17 protein-coding genes are annotated in these 18,319 nt (G+C 38.4%); 3 read left to right on the top strand and 14 right to left on the bottom strand.

Annotation, left to right across the window (positions count from 1 at the left end; all coding sequences use genetic code 11):
- Positions 1 to 37: 37 nt before the first annotated feature.
- The 10 genes from C9J31_RS06395 to C9J31_RS06350 all read right to left on the bottom strand — a co-directional run bounded on the left by C9J31_RS06395 (position 38) and on the right by C9J31_RS06350 (position 9,917).
- Positions 38 to 760 carry a gamma-glutamyl-gamma-aminobutyrate hydrolase family protein gene (locus C9J31_RS06395; protein ID WP_107922967.1) on the bottom strand — a complete coding sequence of 241 codons (723 nt, stop codon included), beginning with the start codon at positions 758 to 760 and terminating at the stop codon, positions 38 to 40.
- A 33-nt stretch (positions 761 to 793) separates the two neighbouring features.
- Positions 794 to 1,546 (bottom strand): prepilin peptidase, encoded by a 753-nt coding sequence (locus tag C9J31_RS06390; protein ID WP_107949777.1) that lies wholly within the window; start codon positions 1,544 to 1,546, stop codon positions 794 to 796.
- A 58-nt stretch (positions 1,547 to 1,604) separates the two neighbouring features.
- The gene (locus C9J31_RS06385) at positions 1,605 to 2,291 is read right to left on the bottom strand and encodes a hypothetical protein (RefSeq protein WP_107949778.1); all 687 of its coding nucleotides are present in this window, start codon (positions 2,289 to 2,291) and stop codon (positions 1,605 to 1,607) included.
- A complete protein-coding gene (locus C9J31_RS06380) occupies positions 2,288 to 2,881 on the bottom strand; it encodes a PilN domain-containing protein (protein WP_107949780.1) in 594 nt (197 codons plus the stop codon). Before C9J31_RS06380 ends, C9J31_RS06385 begins: the two co-directional genes overlap by 4 nt.
- Positions 2,881 to 3,855, bottom strand: a complete 975-nt coding sequence (gene pilM / locus C9J31_RS06375) for a type IV pilus biogenesis protein PilM (protein ID WP_107949782.1) — start codon at positions 3,853 to 3,855, stop codon at positions 2,881 to 2,883. The genes C9J31_RS06380 and pilM overlap by 1 nt, the downstream gene beginning before the upstream one ends.
- 146 nt (positions 3,856 to 4,001) lie before the next feature.
- Positions 4,002 to 4,493, bottom strand: coding sequence for a prepilin-type N-terminal cleavage/methylation domain-containing protein (locus C9J31_RS06370; RefSeq protein ID WP_107949784.1), 492 nt, complete (start codon positions 4,491 to 4,493; stop codon positions 4,002 to 4,004).
- Positions 4,494 to 4,637: 144 nt separating this feature from the next.
- A complete protein-coding gene (locus C9J31_RS06365) occupies positions 4,638 to 5,843 on the bottom strand; it encodes a type II secretion system F family protein (RefSeq protein ID WP_107949786.1) in 1,206 nt (401 codons plus the stop codon).
- Complete coding sequence (locus tag C9J31_RS06360) at positions 5,840 to 6,886, bottom strand: type IV pilus twitching motility protein PilT (protein WP_107949788.1); 1,047 nt, start codon at positions 6,884 to 6,886, stop codon at positions 5,840 to 5,842. The genes C9J31_RS06365 and C9J31_RS06360 overlap by 4 nt, the downstream gene beginning before the upstream one ends.
- Before the next feature lie 12 nt (positions 6,887 to 6,898).
- Positions 6,899 to 8,563 carry a GspE/PulE family protein gene (locus tag C9J31_RS06355; protein WP_107949790.1) on the bottom strand — a complete coding sequence of 555 codons (1,665 nt, stop codon included), beginning with the start codon at positions 8,561 to 8,563 and terminating at the stop codon, positions 6,899 to 6,901.
- Positions 8,564 to 8,582: 19 nt separating this feature from the next.
- On the bottom strand, positions 8,583 to 9,917 hold the full coding sequence (locus tag C9J31_RS06350; protein ID WP_107949792.1) for a VanW family protein: 1,335 nt from the start codon (positions 9,915 to 9,917) through the stop codon (positions 8,583 to 8,585).
- 376 nt (positions 9,918 to 10,293) lie between these two features.
- On the opposite strand from C9J31_RS06350, the gene C9J31_RS06345 reads away from it, so the two are divergent.
- From C9J31_RS06345 to C9J31_RS06335, 3 genes are read left to right on the top strand one after another with little or no spacing between them, the layout of a single operon-like run.
- On the top strand, positions 10,294 to 10,770 hold the full coding sequence (locus C9J31_RS06345; protein ID WP_107949794.1) for a type IV pilus modification PilV family protein: 477 nt from the start codon (positions 10,294 to 10,296) through the stop codon (positions 10,768 to 10,770).
- Positions 10,770 to 11,213, top strand: coding sequence for a prepilin-type N-terminal cleavage/methylation domain-containing protein (locus tag C9J31_RS06340; RefSeq protein ID WP_107949796.1), 444 nt, complete (start codon positions 10,770 to 10,772; stop codon positions 11,211 to 11,213). Before C9J31_RS06345 ends, C9J31_RS06340 begins: the two co-directional genes overlap by 1 nt.
- The gene (locus C9J31_RS06335; RefSeq protein ID WP_107949797.1) at positions 11,210 to 12,751 is read left to right on the top strand and encodes a DUF7305 domain-containing protein; all 1,542 of its coding nucleotides are present in this window, start codon (positions 11,210 to 11,212) and stop codon (positions 12,749 to 12,751) included. The genes C9J31_RS06340 and C9J31_RS06335 overlap by 4 nt, the downstream gene beginning before the upstream one ends.
- 166 nt (positions 12,752 to 12,917) lie before the next feature.
- Here C9J31_RS06335 and C9J31_RS06330 read toward each other — a convergent pair whose 3' ends face one another.
- The 4 genes from C9J31_RS06330 to C9J31_RS24215 all read right to left on the bottom strand — a co-directional run bounded on the left by C9J31_RS06330 (position 12,918) and on the right by C9J31_RS24215 (position 18,112).
- Positions 12,918 to 14,993 (bottom strand): DUF2339 domain-containing protein, encoded by a 2,076-nt coding sequence (locus tag C9J31_RS06330; RefSeq protein WP_107949799.1) that lies wholly within the window; start codon positions 14,991 to 14,993, stop codon positions 12,918 to 12,920.
- A gap of 92 nt (positions 14,994 to 15,085) precedes the next feature.
- Positions 15,086 to 15,337, bottom strand: coding sequence for a phage holin (locus C9J31_RS06325; RefSeq protein ID WP_054767178.1), 252 nt, complete (start codon positions 15,335 to 15,337; stop codon positions 15,086 to 15,088).
- Between the two features lie 424 nt (positions 15,338 to 15,761).
- Positions 15,762 to 16,202: a cell wall hydrolase gene (locus C9J31_RS06320; protein ID WP_107922978.1), complete on the bottom strand. Its 441-nt coding sequence runs from the start codon at positions 16,200 to 16,202 to the stop codon at positions 15,762 to 15,764.
- Positions 16,203 to 16,538: 336 nt separating this feature from the next.
- Positions 16,539 to 18,112 (bottom strand): IS3 family transposase gene (locus tag C9J31_RS24215; protein ID WP_420798456.1). Its coding sequence is split into 2 segments (ribosomal slippage): positions 16,539 to 17,470 and positions 17,470 to 18,112, totalling 1,575 coding nucleotides; the frame shifts between segments, so codons are not numbered across the junction.
- Positions 18,113 to 18,319 lie beyond the last annotated feature (207 nt).

Below are 18,319 nucleotides of genomic sequence, written 5' to 3'. Positions count from 1 at the left end.
TCACAATATTGCTCCATCAAAAAAGAGAAGCATGCAACTATGCTTCTCTTTTGTATTTTAAACTCGCTTTGATAAAAGCTGTAAACAGCTTCTTCGCCACTTCATCACCTACAATTGCTTGTTCTTCAGGATGCCACTGGACTGCGAGACAAAATGCCAATGAGTCATGGACCACCGCTTCTACGATACCATCGCTCGACTTTGCTACGACATTTAATTTTTCCGCTAGCACATTAATAGCTTGATGATGCATTGAATTCACAGCAATCTTATCTTCTTCCACAATCGTGTTTAATAAATTATCAGGAACAACGTTGACATAGTGTGTAGCAACACCCCGAGCTGCTTGCTGTCTATGCTTTAACAGCTTACTACTGTGATATTCACTATCAATATCCTGATAAAGCGTGCCACCAAGAGCAATATTTAATAGTTGGATACCACGACAAATCCCAAAAATCGGCATTTGTCTTATTAAAGCTGCCTGAATCAAAGCGAGTTCTAGCGTATCCCTTTCTGGTTGAATCTGCCCTAATCCTGGCGTCGGTTCTGCGCCAAAGTGAAATGGATGCACGTCATAACCACCAGAAAGTAATAAACCATCAGTCAATGATAAAATTTGCGCCACATCATTCTCTACCCCAAGAGGGATAATAAATGGAATGCCACCCGCTTCGATAATACTTTTACAATATGCTACATTTAATCTTGACGATAAATCATCCTCTGCAAATGCTGTTATCCCAATAATAGGTTTCACACAATCGCCTCCCCTATCTAAAAGGTTTAAAGTCTACCATAATCCTACATACCAATTAATCATGGCGTCCCCAAAGAAATATACAAGAATCGCTGCAAGTGCTATCGACGGACCAAACGGTATAGGTGTTTTTCTGCCTTGCTGACGCAGTCGTAGCACCACGATGCCCACTACCATCCCAATGCTTGCGGCTACAAATAGTGTAAGTAGTGTATTCAACGTGCCAAGTACAAGGCCAAGTAAAAAGAATAATTTAATATCACCACCACCCATGCCGCCACGTGACAGCACTGCAATCAGATATAATATGCCAAAACCAACTACTGCGCCCACTAGACTATCCCACCATGGTGTCAGTGGTGACATGACACGCCCAACTAACAACAATGGTAAAAAGAATATCAGTACTTTATCAGGTATAAGCATATACGCCAAGTCAGAAACAACGAGTATCACTAATAATGATATCAATAACATCGCCACTACAAATTCTACGCTAAAACCTAATCGCCAATACGCAAATGCAAATAAAAGTGCGGTGATAAGCTCCATTAACGGATAAATCCATGAGATTTTTTGCCCACAGCTACGACATTTGCCACCTAAACAGACATATGACAACACTGGCACTAAATCCAGTGCAGTTAGTTGTCTCTTGCAATTCGTACAGTGTGAAGGTGGGCTGACAATCGACTCTTTCAGTGGAACACGTAGCCCCACTACATTAAAAAACGAGCCAAGTACGAGCCCAAAGAGGAAAACTGTCACTGTATAAGCCATTTCCATTTTTATGACCTCCTAAACGAATAGGCGCCCATACATTTGAAGTATGTGCGCCTATGTATCATTGTTGTCCTTCATAATAGAACGTTGTCACTTGAACGGTTGCCTGTAGGGTTAAATCTGCATCTTCATCAAGCTGATCTTGTTCCCCTGGTAAGCTAAAGCTAATCGTATCTGTTTTCATGACACGCTCTAGTTTTTCTATTTCCTTCAAAAAGCTGTCAAGTGCAGTAAAATCTAAAGCGGCGACTTCTACACTAAATGTCACTAGCTTCAGCTCAGCAGGCAACGTTTCCTTTGCAATTGAAGAAACTGGCAAATTTTCATCCGCTTCGGTCTGCTCCCCGTTTACCTCTGCCTGTGCTTTTTCAACCATGTTAGGCTCTGTGACCTCTGATTGTGCCACAGCCGTATCATAATTATTAAAATTCAATGACTCTAATCGCGTACCAGACACTTCTTCTATTTCAGCCATATCTAAAATGATTTTTTCAATGGCCCTTGTTTCAGGCACTTTTTGACGCAACGTTAATATATTTACCAGTTCACCTTGCACTTCATCTAGCTTCGTAAGTTGTCCTTCGATCTCTGTAATTTGTTGTTGAAGTTGGTTAACATTGCTGACTTTTGCTTCGACTTCATCGAGCTTTGGCAGTAGTAAATAGTAATAGAGTGCAAATAATAGTGCTACAGTTAAAGCTACTAGTAACAAGATTGATGAATTTTTACTACTTGTTAACTTATTCATGAGCGTCGACCTCCAGCTAAATACATATAATCTATAGTCGCTGTAATTGTCACTGCATAACGAGGAACTTCCTTAAACTTTTGCTCCGGTGTTTGCTCTATGTGCTCCCCAAGCTCAACATTAAAGTTTGATATCGAACTGATTTGTGTATCTTTGAAATAATTACTTGCAAGAAGCCGTTCAACATATGTAGATATAGCTGTCATTGATTCAAAATCTACTATGATATTGATAGTATCCGCACCAAATTCGTAACTACGTAAATAGGAATGGACTGGCAACAAATTACGTGTTTCATCTATCAGTGGTGTCACCGGATAAGAAACACTTTGCACAAATTGTACGGACTGCTCCAATGACCCCTCATTGACACTTTGTCGCATATCTAGCTCCTGCTGTAATTGCTCGCTTTGTTCCATTAACGCTTGTTCTTCGTTTGTTAAAGCCTTTATCTCACTTTTAGCAGTGAAAAACATCATGAATACATAGGCGATGATAATGCCCACCGCTATAATAAGTATGCCATATAAAAGCTTTGGCGATGTTGTCTTTTTTTCGAGCTGTGGTAAGAGGTTAATGTTTGGAACCATTAATTTACCTCCTTTAAAGCCAAGCCAAGTAACGTCGAAAACTCTCTTTTAAAGGCTGGGAAATACTGCTTCACCATTTCTTCATTTACAACTGTTAATGGTACGCCTAAATTAGACTCCAATAAATGGCCAATTGTTTTTAGTAGTGGGTTATCACCGAGTACGATAATTTCATCGACTGATTTTTCACCTTTATGTAAAGAAAATTTAAAGAAATTCATCATACGGTCAATTTCAAGCACCTGATCCATCACGACCATGCGGTAATCATCGATTTCGCTGCTATAGCTAAATCGATAGCTAAAATCATCCTCTTCTTTATTCTGCCATTGTGTTAAATCCGTTTCGATCGATTGATAACGTAAAAACTCTATCTGACCTTGCGAAAAAATACTAATGGACAGTTCATTGATAGACCAATCAGCAATTAGATATGTTTTATCACTAACTAAAACATGCAAATTTTCTAGCAATCGAATATTGCACAACGCACGAATATCCGCAGCTTCCGGCTCTAAAGAAACATCAAGGAACATACCGACCATTTTATTTATCTCTTCCGATGGAGCCGCAAATAACATAGCCTTCCCATCGTCTGGCTCAGGATCATACACATCAATCAACGGATCTTGGAATGGTAAATGAATGGAATGCCCAAGCTCCATTTCTGCATAACCCCTTAGTTCGTGAAGCTTAACATCTTTCGGATAATCAAAACTCTTTAAAAGCACCGTAGTATCCGGCACAAACATACGCACAGCTTGTTTTTTCCCGGTCCATTTCACTACCTGCTCTTTTATAATTTCAAATAATTCTACTTCTTCAACAATGGTCGCATTTTCAACAATGCCCGGTGTTAAAGGATACTCATAGCCCTGCCACTGACTAGGCTCCGGTCCTTTCGCCACAATCGCACGTAACACATAATCCTTTAATTCTATTGAAACATGCGACTTTCGCTTTCTCTTAAACATGTGAAAAGACCCCCTTTTCCATTTCAGTATAAACGATTCCCTCAATTAGTCATCCATTTCCCAGCCAGAAACGCTAGGAATTCTTCATTTCTGGCTGAGTTGGGAGGACTGATCATTTTGAAGCTATGTCAGCTTCCAGTTGGAGGTTACTGTGTTGATTCCTTTGCACCTTTTATAGTATGTCCACCTTCACCGCTCCCTTTTTTATCATCTTCATTAATACCTTCAATTGTTGCGCCATCAAAAGTTACTGTTTTAGACCCGCTATAAGTTACTACAGCATCACTTAATGTTTTAGGATTAGCATTTTCCACTATTGCAGTTAGAGGAATTTTACCCGCAGTATCCAAGTATTTAGCAGATTTTAATTGATCCACTGTAATTGATTTTACAGTTGAACCTCCTGTAGCATTTGTATCACCCGCTGGATTCTCTGTGTAATAAAGTTGACCCGCGTTTAAGACATTAATCGCATCTGCTTTCACGGCGTTATAGCGTGAGTTTTCGATGATGTTACCAATGGCTGGAATTGCAATAGCTGAGATAATCGCTAGGATAACGATAACTGCTAGTAACTCTATTAAAGTTAAACCTTTTTCATTTTTCACGTGTTTCTTGTTTAGTAATTTTTTGAACATAGTAGGTTCCTCCTTGAAATTTTATTATATGAAGTGTGTGTACACGGACTTCCTTGAATTTTTTATGTGAATAACTTTTATATGAATAGCTAGTTAAGGTACTCTGATTACGCCAAACAAAACAAATTTAATGAACAACCAATTTTACATATTCTCATATAGCTGGAACATCGGTAAAAATATCGCTGCGACAATCACACCAACCACTAATGCAAGCACAACAATCATCAGAGGCTCGATTAATGACTTCAATGTATCAACAGCGCGATCAACCTCGTCCTCATAAAAATCAGCTACTTTTTCAAGCATGTAATCCAACGAGCCTGTACGTTCGCCAATTGACGTCATCTGTGTGACGAGCGGTGGAAATAGCCAGGTTTTTTCTAATGGCTCCGATAAAGTGCCACCCTTTTCTAAATTATCGCGGGCTTCTAGTACCACCTTGCCAATAACGGGATTCCCCGCTACTTTTTCAACAATCGTCAGCGCCTGTAAAATGGGTACAGAGCTACTAAAAAGAGTAGCCAGTGTTCTCGTCATTCGTGCAATCACATCTTTTTGTAAGAGCTGCCCGAAGACAGGCATACGCAAAAGCACAACATTGACTGTATAGTGAAAATCCTTGTTATTTTTATAAAAAAAGTTAAATCCGACTACTACAATAAGTAGTGCCAAAATAACGATATACCAAAATTCAATTAGCCAATCACTGATGCCCACGACAATAATGGTAATTAAGGGCATCTCTAAATCCATATCTTTAAAGGCATCCATAAAGGTCGGCACGATAAAGACCATTAAAAACATCCCAACGACTAATGTTAGAACTGATAATACTGCTGGATAAGTCATAGCGGATTGAATTTTCTTTTTAATGTTATACTGTTTTTCTAGTGTGCCTGCTAATCGCTCAAGCGTATCATCGATGTTTCCAGTTGCTTCACCGGCCCGCATCATGTTAATGAAGAGCACAGGAAATACTTTAGGATGTTTGGCAGAGGCATCTGAAAACGACGAACCGCTTCGAATGTCTTCCTCAACTTGCATCAAGGCACGCTTTAATGGCTTACTCCTTGTTTGTTCCCCTAAAATATGAGTGGCTTCCACTACAGATACGCCCGCACGAATGAGCGTGGCATATTGCCTACAGTAAATGACGAAATCCTGATGTTTGACCTTGGTACCAAAGGCGATGTCCTTGTGTAAAATACTATTGGACTCTTGAATATCTCGTGCATTGATGCCCTGTGCACGTAGCTTATCAATTGCCACTTTTTTATTTGGCGCATCAATAGTGCCCTTTTTTTGTGCCCCTGTTTTCGTGCGACCACTATAGCGAAATACTGTCAACTATAATCACCAGCGTTCATAAATGGTCGTGCATCCTCTAATAAAATTTTTCCTGTAGCGATTAAGTGCTGCATGGATGATTCCAGTGTGTGCATCCCCAGAGCCTTACTTGTCTGCATCACACTTGGAATTTGGTGAATTTTCTCATTGCGAATTAAGTTGGCAATGGAAGGTGCTTGTACCAAAATTTCAGTTGCTGCAATACGTCCCTTTACATCTTTGCGTACAAATAAACGCTGTGAAATAATTCCTTGCAGTACATTGGCAAGTTGCACACGGATTTGACTTTGCTGATGTGGTGGAAACACATCAATAATGCGGTCGATTGTGGTTGGTGCACTGCTAGTATGCAAGGTTGCCATGACTAAGTGCCCTGTTTCAGCAGCAGTAATTGCCGTCGAAATTGTTTCATAATCGCGCATCTCACCAACTAAAATAATATCGGGGTCCTGCCGTAATGAAGCCCGTAAACCATTGGCAAAGCTCTTCGTATCGACGCCTACTTCCCGTTGGTTAATGACTGATTTTTTATGAGCATGTAAATACTCAATCGGATCTTCTAGTGTGATAATGTGCTTGGCACGCGTTTCATTTATGTAATCAATCATTGCCGCTAAGGTCGTGGATTTTCCTGAACCAGTTGGCCCCGTTACTAAAATAAGCCCCTGGGGTTTTTCTGCCAATTGATACAGTACTTCTGGCATATTGAGTGATTCAATGGACGGTATTTGCGCCTCTATTAAACGTGCCGCAATTGTTACTTCATTGCGTTGATGGTAGGCATTGACACGGAATCGGCATTTTCCAGGCAAGGAAAAATTAAAGTCCGTCTCGCCTTTCTCTTCAAATTCCTGTAGTTTATGTGCTGGTAAAATAACCTTCACCATTTCCTGTAAATCTTCTGTCTCTAATGGTGTTTCTCCATATGGCTCTAGCTTGCCATGGATACGATACACAGGGGGAATGCCTTTCGTTAAATGTAGATCAGATGCTTTTTCCTCAAATGAACGGGTTAATAGTTCAACAATTGAATATGCTGTCATTTATGTCACATCCTAGTCTGCGCTTGCTACGCGTAATATTTCTGATGTGGTCGTTTGGCCAGCAACGACCTTTAATAGCCCGTCCACTAAAAGCGTATGATAGCCTTTTTGCTTCATGTAATCCCTTATGACGCTATCACCCATACGACTTAAAATCATGTCTTTTACTGTGCGGTCAACTGGCAAAATTTCATGAATTGCCATACGTCCACGGTAACCAGTCTGATTGCAAGCTGGACAGCCACGACCTTTCTTGCCATGTGTTACACCTTCGATCCCGTTTTCTTCTAGAATTTCGAGTTCACGTGAAGTAAATGCATATGTTTCTGGACAATCTCGACACACTTTTCGTACTAAGCGTTGAGCCATAATTCCGACAAGTGAAGAGGATAGAAGAAATGGTTCAATCCCCATATCATGTAAGCGTGAAATAGATTCCACTGCGCTATTTGTATGCAATGTGCTTAACACTAAATGGCCTGTCAGTGACGCACGGATAGAAATCTTTGCTGTTTCAAGGTCACGAATTTCACCAACCATAACGATATCTGGATCTTGACGTAAAATGGAGCGTAAACCAGTCGCAAACGTTAAACCGACCTCTTCTTTAACCTGAATTTGATTGATGCCATCTAGCTGGTATTCAACTGGGTCTTCCACCGTAATAATATTGACGCCCTCTTGATTTAAATAACTAAGTGCAGCATATAAAGTGGAAGATTTTCCTGAGCCTGTTGGTCCTGTAATTAGCATAATGCCATTTGGATGGGCAATCATTTTGCGGAAAAGTGCTTCATTGCTTTCACTAAAACCTAATTTGTCTATGTCATTTGCCGCATTCGTTAAATCTAAAATACGCATGACAACTTTTTCCCCGTAAATAGTGGGTAACGTTGATAGTCGGATATCAACTGGTCTGAAATTAACATTCGTTTTAATGCGCCCATCCTGCGGAATACGATTTTCAGTAATATTTAAATTGCCCATAATCTTAATACGTGCTAGAACAACATTTTGCATATGTTTGGGCAATGAACGCTCGGTACGTAACACCCCATCCACTCGATAGCGCACACGCAGTTCAGTTTCCTGAGGATCAAAATGGATATCACTCGCTCGCTGCGCCACACCGTTCGCTATTATTTGATTCACTAAACGCATAATCGGCGAATCTTCGTTTTCGATTTCTTCTTGCGTGTCTGTTCCCAAAGCACCTAAATCTTGTAGTGCTGCATCCATCGATTCTTGTAAATCATAGTATTTCGTTATCGTACGGTACAAATCATCCTTAGCCGCAATACTTGTCTCTATTTGACAGCCTGTCGTCATGCGAACTTCTTCAATTGCAAAATAATCCATCGGGTCTGCCATAGCGATAAATAATTTGTTTTTCTCCTTACGAATAGGCATAATATTCGTCCGCTTCGCTAGTTCAGCTGGAATTAACTGTAGTAACTCTGGGCTTATTGAAAATTGGTTTAAGCTAATATGCGGAATGCCCAGCTGAAACTCCAGTACTTCGATGAGTTGCTGTTCCGTTAAGTAATTTTCTTTAATAAGAAAATCCCCTAGCTTTTCCTCTTTCATTTTCGTCGTTAACGCATAATCTAGCTGTTGCGCTGTAATAACAGCTGATTCTACAAGTAAATCGCCTAAACGTTTACGTCCTACAGCCATTTGCTTACCTCCCTTTTTATCACGGACTCGTTTGCACAAAATTGCCACCTTTATCGTAATAACCATAGACAATTTCTGGATCGTCTACTTGCGTATCGTTATTTGTCTTTGCCAAACTGTCTGTATCAGACAAACCATTACCATCTAGATCGATTTGTAAATCTGGGTCTGCTGTAGCTGCACTTGCATTTTGTGTTGGCGCAGTCACAGGGGCAGGCTCTTTCGTGGAGCGTGTAACTATCCGATTTTCAGGCGCATAATAGTCTTTACTTATAAGCTGTTCATCCGTTGTACCATGCTCAACAATGGAACGATAAACCTCCACACGAAACCCCTCTTGACCTTCTTGTTCCACTCTCTCTTGCCCAACTTTTAAATCATCAGAATACCGATAAATAATACGAGGTTTTACAATTTTATCTTTAGTAACACGAACAGTAATTTCTTTGTCCTTTGTCGGTGCAAAAATTTCTATTTTTAATTGATTGCCCTCAAGAGTTGTTTTCAACTTTCCAGTAAGTGTAGAGCGGTTGATAAATTGTAAGTCCTTATGTAACGCTACATTTACATTAGCCTCGATGCCCTTTTGCATATAACTAGGCAATACCTGTTGTGCGTGACGTTCAATTATTTCATAGTCTGCTTGAAGCACAACACTGTATATCGTTGAAGCAAGAAAGTTTAGTCCTGCTTCACTTACAGCGCTTGTTTGTTCACCTAACAAAGACAGCAAGGACACTGGTTTATTCGGCACTAAATTTAATTCTTGTAAAGAGGGAATGATTTTAGGAATCCCAATGGCCTCGGCAGGTATATCCACTACTTGGAAGCCGATTCTTTCCTCTGTTTGCATAAAGGCATCATTTACAACTGCTTCAATTTCATGATTGCGCAAAAGACTTGCCTGCGAAGAAATATTAAGAAGTGTTTTTTCTGATTGCCAAATGTCTACTGCCTCAATTTGCTGAATACTCTCTTCATTTATTGTGACGGGAATTGGAACATGCACCACTTTATCCTCTTGCCAAAATGCATACCATGGTTTTTTTGTCAGCGATTCATATTGTGTGATTGCTGCTGAAGTATCAAAAGAGAGTTGCTTAGCGTCTAGCGTTATGGAAGTATTTCCACCACTAATTACGATTGCTGTCGCTTGCCATTGAGTTATTGCTGCCTGTAGGGTTGATTCTAACGCTGCGTCTTTTATTCCTTCGATTTCAATACCACCAATCGTTGATTCCTTGGTATCCTCCTTGGCAAAAACTGTGCCATTTAACACAATATTCGGCAGACAGACCGCTACTATTAGCACTGCCCCTATCAACATCATTGCTATTTGTAAGTATCTTTTCATAGCCTGCCCCCCTAATTTGCTACTAAATTATATATGTTTCAACTAGTTTTAATACTATATACTCATTACATTTTCAAGGATACTACAAAATAACATTAATGGCACTACTATCAACCCATTTTTTTCTAAAATTTTTTCTTTTGTCCATAAAAACTTCGAAAAACAGCCTACTTTATAGTTAAATAAATGATATATTATCGATACACACATCTTTTATACTAGGCAATAGGGATTGCACCATTTTCACTACGTTTAAATGAAATACTAATTTCAGGCAGTTAAAGTCTAAGAAAAATCAGTTATTATGATTTCGATCTAAACTCAAACAGTATTTTAAAGTACATATCTATATTCTCAGCGTTTAAAGGAAGTGAACATGATGTTTGTAAAAAACAACGAATCGGGCATTACACTTGTTGAAGTTGTTGCCTCGCTCGTTATCATCACTATTATTCTAGTGAGCTTTTTCTCATTCTTTATGAACACCGCCAAAACGACCAAAACAGCCAATCATATTTTTGATGCCACTTACTATGCTCAGAAAGAGATGGAGGGATTTTACAATCTAACCCAAACGACTGTCATTCATAAAGATGAGAATAAAGAACAACAAATCAAACAAGCGATTGTTACCAAAGGTTATGAACCAGATGAAAATAACAGTGGTTATTTTAAGAAGGAAGGAGATGTGACAATAGAAAAAAATAATGTTTTTAATTATAAACTGAAAATTATTGACATAGATAAAACGTTAACGCGCTTTACGATCTACGTGTGTGACAAAGAGAAATCATGTGGGAGCAATACGGCAAAAGCTCAAATGGAAAACATTTATGAATGGAGGGCTAGGTAATGAAACACCAGAAAGAATGTGGTTTAACACTTGTAGAAACACTAGCCGTTACTGTCATTGCAAGCATTATTTTGCTAGCTGTATACTCCATTATCAGTCAAAGTTCAAACACCTATGTAAAACAAAGCAACACTAATAAAGATATTAATGATGCTGCATATGCATTAAAGGTCATCACAAAAGAAATACGTAAAAATCCTAAGTCTGTATCAATTGATTCTTCAACACAATTAACGATTAACAAAGATATTTCCGATAAAGAAATTCGTTTTGTTTTTGATGACAAAAAACAAATGTTGAATAGAAATGGCGTAATTCTTTCTACAGGTATTCAAGATTTTCAAGCTAGTATGAACGGGCAAGCCATTACAATAAAAATTACAAATGTGCAAGGTAAAACAAGTACTACTGAATTATATTTAAGAAAGGCGGGAGCAAAGTGAGTCAGAAATATTTATGTAAAAATGAACATGGTTACACTTTTGTTATTGCCCTCTTTGTTATTGTTTTGATAGCAGTATTAGGGCTTGGATTAATGTCCGTCACTTCAAACACCTTAAATACTACGAAGCATGAACGAAACGACCAATCTATTTTTTATATTGCTGAAGCTGCACTAAATGTAAAAAAACAAGAAGTTTATACTATAGTCTATAACGCATACGACTGGACAAGAGAAAAACACAAAAAAACGAAAAAAGAAGATCGAGATAAAATTGATTTTGTCAAAATGTTTATCGACAAAATCAAGGATGACATACCAAGTCAACCTGTTTCTTACAGCAACTTCGAACCCCAGTTTAATCAGCAACCCGAAGCTTGCATCAAAGTGACTATAGAAAGTGAATCACCGTTGAAAATAAATATTGAATCAACCGGCTATCTTTTAGACTCTTCTCCTACAGCAAGTTGCCCTAATAACATCGTTAAACATAATCGTACGGTTGAACAAATCATTGATGTAGATTTAAATTTGAAATTATTAACGGATATTGATGGTGAAAATGGAGGTGGAAATGGTCCTAACCTTCCAAATCTTGCAGTACAAACGACTGGAAACATTCGATTAGAAGGGTCTGCTAAAATCGATGGCAGTGCAGTTTCGAATTCCGGCTCAATTTATTTAGAAGGGTCTGCCAATATTACTGGGGCTGTGGGAACTAGTCAACCGTTAGATGCACCAGATTGGTTAATCAATAGAGAAAAGCTTAATGACCGACTTGTTGATACAAAGGTACCTGAAATATCATTACCAGAATTCCCGAACAGTATTTTTAATACTTTGGCCTCATCAAGTTATCCGAAAGATTTCCCGCTAACAAACGGGAACTACGCCGCTGGTTCGGATCCACCACACTCTAGAGAATTATTAACATTGACTGAAGATGCGAAGCTAAATAATTTCTCTGTGCCAGACGGTAAAAGAATTACCATTGATATTGGTGATAAAACAGTGAATTTATTAGTAGAAAATACCTTCAGCATCGGAAGTAATGCTACTGTTAATATAAAGGGCAATGGTAAATTAAATATTTATGTGAAAAATTCACTTACCATCACTGGCACACTAGGTACAACGAATAGAGACCCAAATAATATAAATGTATACTATGCAGGAACTAAGATACCTAAGATAGATGACGGCGGAAGCTTAATCGCTGCATCTTTATATGCAGAAAAATCGGACTTAGCTTTAAGTGGTGGCGGTGGAATTAGCGGTAATATCGTTAGCGGCGGCTCGAATGTAACAATTGGAGGCGGAAGAAAACCAACTGGACAATATATTCTGGCCCCAAACGCTAAAGTTTCTCTTGGTGGAGATTTCAAAGGTGTAATTATAGCTCAATCCTATCTGGGAAATGGCTATGGAACAGTTACTTACGCACCAGGTATCGTCCCACCCCCTTTCCCTCCTAGTTCAACACCAGATTATAGTGATCCAGAACATTTAATTACCGAAGAAGATTTAATGGAAATCTAATGACAACAAGGGTTGCCCTCACAAATATGGCACATGGAGAAAACAACTCGTTTTTTCCATCTGCCTTTGTTTTTTGCTGTTGCGCTACAAGCCACTTATGTTACCGATAATGTGCAACAGAGCGCAATGCTTCTTTTATGAACAACAGTCTCTATTTCTCGCATTACTATTTCCTCAACAATCGCCCCGACAACAGCATGCCAATGCCACCAATCGTGATAAATAGTATGGCTCTTATTAGTAAATCTAGTGCTGATAAATCCAAGAATATGAGTTTTATAAAAGCAATGGCTAATACTGCAAAGCCAGTAAGTCGTAGTTTTCGCAAATGATGTACTGAACTCAGCCAAAGTGAGATACTTGCTGTAAGGAACAGTGTCATTGTCGATAAGGCAATACTTAGCTTCCAATCGAGTAGACTGTTATAGGCAAGCTGGTACACAAAGCCCCAAATAGCTAGCATGACAAGCACAACCCCTGCACTTACAGTAGTATCCAAGAATTTTGCCATGCGTTCTTCATATAGTTGATAGATGCGTCCCTTCATTAGCAAATCAATAACAATTGCCACAATAACAGCCATGTAAACAAGCCTTGTTGCTAGATTTATCCATTCAATACCTTGCATATTGTATGGAAGGACCGTCAGCAGCAGTGTAAAGAACAGGAAAAACACACCTAGTACTGGTGTTAATGCGCGTCCCTTCCACTTTACAGGTAGTAAAAGCGATAGGACAAATATTAGCGCCAAAAGGATAAACATGCTATGCGGTATTTCGCTAACACCTGCAAAATAGGCGGTATCGAGCTTGCCAACATACGCTAGGATATAGCCAGTCGTGATAACAGCTAACAAGTCGAGTACATATAGATCCTTCATCAACTTTTCAAATGTAGTCAGCGTCTCTTTTGGACGTCTTGCATATACATATATAATCAAGAGATATATTCCAGGCATCAACAAGCTAGCATGATCTATGCTGAAAAATGGTGTCGGCTCATGGATAATAAAGCTTAATGTGAGAGTAATCGCAAATAACAATGAGCCGACGACTTTCATCAAGCTTGCTCGCAAACGTAAACCCATCATAACACCTGCAAATACAATGAACGGGAATAACAAATGATCCACTTTCTCTGGCAAACTCATAACAAGTAACGTATTACATAGTGTGATAAAAGCGAGTGTTACGGCACTATCAAATGCCTCCTGCCATTTTTGCTTATAGCCATAACTCGCTACAGCTACAAATAAGCTAAGTAACACGATCAGCAATAACTCATTATAGTCGACATTTCTTATGATTAAATTCATGAGTAATAAACTAAAAGTCCCAAGGCTAAATTGCATTCCAACATGTAGATGTTTCCATGTGGATTCGGGATTGTATAAACGACACCAACTCATGAAATAGAGAGCAAGTACAATGAGCATACCTATCGCAAACACAACTTGGTTGTCACTGTTCATAAACGCTACAACGCTAACAGCTAGTACAGTGAAAAAGGTCGCAACATATAGAGCAATTTTCTGTTTATGTTGAAGAATGACAAATTGCAACATGGAAAATAGAACGATGACAAAGATTAATATAATGACAGAGCTAAAATCCATATATTCTAATAAATATGGTAGTAATAATGAGGTAAAGGCCACAAATAGTGTAAGGACCTCATTTTTCTTGAAATAACTAATGGCAATGCCATAACCAATGAATATAACAGCAATGATAAGTGCCATTGTTAAACCAAGTACTTCGTATAAAATAGCACCAGCCGCTGTGGTTAAAATCCCAATAATAAATGCGCCACCGTATAAGGAAATCATGATGGCTGATGACCCAAACTTTTTAACCTCTATCACATAAGCTATGACAGCTAAGCTAATAGATAAAATATAGGCGAGGATGATTTTTACCTCGTTCGACAAGTAGCCGTAATCACTCACGAGTTTTAAGCCCCACAGCACTCCTAGCACTAAAATAACCATAAATACTTTCGGTAATGCCCACATAATGCGCTCCTCTAATGAACGCTGTGGTTGCACCGTTTTTTCATGAACAGGCATTGGTCTAGGATTGGGTGTTGGCGTTGGAGAAGTTTGTTCGAGCATGGATTTTCTGGCATTCAGCGTACTTGTCTTGTCAACAGCAGGTGACTGCTTCAACGCATCCACTTCTTGCCGCAAATCCACAACCTCTTTTTCTAGTTTGGCGATTCGCTGCTCCAATTCTAGCGACATTCAATCATCCTCCTTACTATTCCAATTTTATTACATTATACCATAGTCAACTTTATTGTAAAATTACACTTTTGGTGTATTTAATAATTTTTTTATCTCGGTTTTCGATACATGAGTGCACGTTCACTATCTCGGGTGCCTCGTGTAGTAGGGTCAACAATAACCCCCATTAAAACGAGAATCGATAACACTGTATTAATGATGGACGTTAGCTGATCGCTCATCGCACTTGTTAATTCATAGCCAAAAATAGCTGCCACTTGCTGTGCGAGTAATAGCAGTAAGGAAAACAACGCCAATAAAAATGGTGTATGCATTAACCGTATTCTCCAGTTAACTCTCATAAATGCTCACCTCCCCCCTCCCTCACCACAGTATATGCTTAGAGTTCCGTGGTACATATGCAAAAATGGAGCTTTCAACAGTGATTTCAAAAGCTTTGATTACAGTTCTGGCTATCAGCTTTTTTTCATCGTCTGGCAGCTGTTTTTTTCGCGAGGCTACCGGCGATTTCCGCGGTCCTATCAGCGATTTCCTCACTTCTTTCAGCGATTACGAAGAAACAATTAAAGTTGGAATGATAACCAATTTCAGTCTACCTATTCAAACATCTTTATTTGTTTTTTAACGACTGTATTGTAACTGTAAAACTAAATGTTTGATATCTAAAAAAGGGAACACCCGCTAACCAGGAAGTTCCCTTTTATTTCTTAAGATAAAAGTACACCAAATCAAAACGCCAAAATTATTAAAAATCCTCCAGACAATCTAACCGTAATAGACACTTTCACATGTTTCAGCTGCTGGTTCATAAAAACAATGATTTTTAAATTGACCAGTAAAAGGTTGACCGTACCATGTAGGAGGACAGGGAGCATATGGATTAAAATACCAAAGGGCGAATTTCGCTGGATGTTGTCTCCAATAATCCAGATTCTGTTTTGCTAATCTTTTTTCAGTCGATCTCGCTCTTTGATAAAATAAATTCCCTTTTTGAACAGCTTCAAAAGAATAATTTCCTCCTTGTACCTGATAAATGACATCTTCAATTGTTCTTACATCTTGAAAGTCTAAACAATTTGCTACAGCACGATTAACAATTACATTGCCAACATATAACATCCCTTGTTTTCCTTCACCCTCGGCTTCCGCTCTCATCATCCTTGCCATTAAATCAATGTCTGCTTCACGGTATTTTACTCTTGGCATTTTTCCACCCCAAATATATAGTATGAAAAAAAGCCTCCATTGATGTCGTTTTTAATACCTTATCCAACTATCCTGTGACGTTAGTTGAATACCTCAGATTCGATTTATTTGGATTTAATTTTCCATTCATTGTTGTGACATATGCAAAAAACATCCACATGATGTTTACGCCAATTTTCTCGTTGATGTACCAGCCAATCGCTTCTCAATAGCCTTCATGTTTACTTCGTATGGATAACTCACTCCTGTTCCCATAGAAAAAACACCTCCTAATTGAAGTTTAAGTATGTATGAACTGCTCCCTGTCAAGTAGACAGTGGAAATAATAAAAATGCTTTACGCGGCTTGAGACCTGAATTCCAAGGGGCTCAAGCTGTTTAATTTTTCTTGATAGCGCTCTGAATTATAAAACGAAATGTATCCTAAAATTGCTTTTTTTAGCGCTTCATATGTATCATATTTATTTAAATAGTATTTTTCGCATTTGAGCGTACCCCAAAAAGCCTCGATTGGTCCGTTATCGATACAACGTCCCACTCTAGACATACTATGTACCATCTCGGCATCATCTATCATACGTTTGAAAAGTTTTGAAGTATATTGATAACCACGATCGCTATGAATAAGTGGATGCTCATCCTCTTTTAATTTTTGTATGGCTAGTGTCATCGTTTGAAAAACAAGTTTATTGTTATTCGAGTGCCCTAATACATAACTCACAATCGAATTATCGTATAAATCAATAATGGCGCTTAAATAAGCCTTTTTACCATTCTCATATTTAAATTCCGTGACATCTGTACACCATTTTTGATTCGGTTTATCTGCTTTGAACTTGCGACTGAGTATGTTTTCTGCTACATAATCTGGATTCGATTTACGATATTTTTTTCGTTTTCGACGAATCACCGATTTTAATCGACACATTTTCATCAAACGATAAATACGTTTTTTATTTACCTTCGGTAAATCTACTTTTTCACGATGACGATTGATTGTAAGTGTGATGCGACGATATCCATAAATCCCATCTACTTGTGTATAAAGGTACTGAATTGATTCTAGAAGCTGTTCATTCTCGATTTCTCGTGCTGATGACTGACGGTTCAACCACTTATAATAAGCAGCACGTGTAACATCGGCAATTTCACATAATAAAATGATTGGCAGTGCTTCCTTCGCTGCTAATTCTTGAATGGCAATATAACGGCTATGTATACGGCTTTTACTTAACGACGCCTCCTTTCGATTTCCTCTAACTTTTTTAAGAAGAGATTTTCTGCACGTAATCGTTCATTTTCACGTTCCATACGCTGGATTTCTAAACGAAACTTGTCTTCAGTGCTTAACTCTTCTTCTAACTTTGTACGCCCACGGCGATCATGCAAGCCTAATTCCCCGTATTTTTCGAATTTTTTTACCCATTGATATACTTGTTGGTAAGAAACCGCATATTGTTCAGCTGTTACTTGATAATTCTTATCGTTGGCAATACAAACTTGTGCTATTTCAATGCGCTCTTGTACTGTTGTTTTTCTACCTTTAGTCATAGTTTGGCTCATTCCTTTACCCGAATCTTTTAATTCACTATGACTAGTATACTTTTTTATCCAATTCCTTAAAACCGATCTACTAGAAAGTCTATACTTTCTTACAACCTCTCTTAATGAAAATTCGCCTGAAAGATAGTCTCGGACAGCCGCTAATTTTAATTCCTTAGCATAACGATTCTGCTGGTTTAATCGTTCAAGACCCTCTTCTCCAAAATAACGATAATCATTTTGCCAATCTTTAATCGTATCACGATGCACTTTATATAATTCGGCAACTTCATTAAGAGTAAATTGGCCAGTATGATAAAATTTTAAAATCTCTAATTTTTCTTCTTTTGAAAAACTACACGTTCTCATAAAAAAATCTCCCCATTTGATAAACAGATTTTATTTTTTAATCTGTCTACTTAATGGGGAGCATACCAGTAAACCCCAAATTCAATCGAAGATGCTTTTTTATTTTTCTATACGTTTGGGGGTAGTCCCATAGACAGGCGTAATAAGCAGACTTCCATAGTTTTATAGAGGGTTTCAGCTATGAACCTCTCCCGTTTAAATGTCGGT

The sequence above is a fragment of the Lysinibacillus parviboronicapiens genome (assembly GCF_003049605.2).
GTDB classification, from domain to species: domain Bacteria; phylum Bacillota; class Bacilli; order Bacillales_A; family Planococcaceae; genus Lysinibacillus; species Lysinibacillus parviboronicapiens.
Note: the sequence above shows the minus strand (reverse complement) of the source record. Positions and strands in the feature narration are given on the sequence as shown.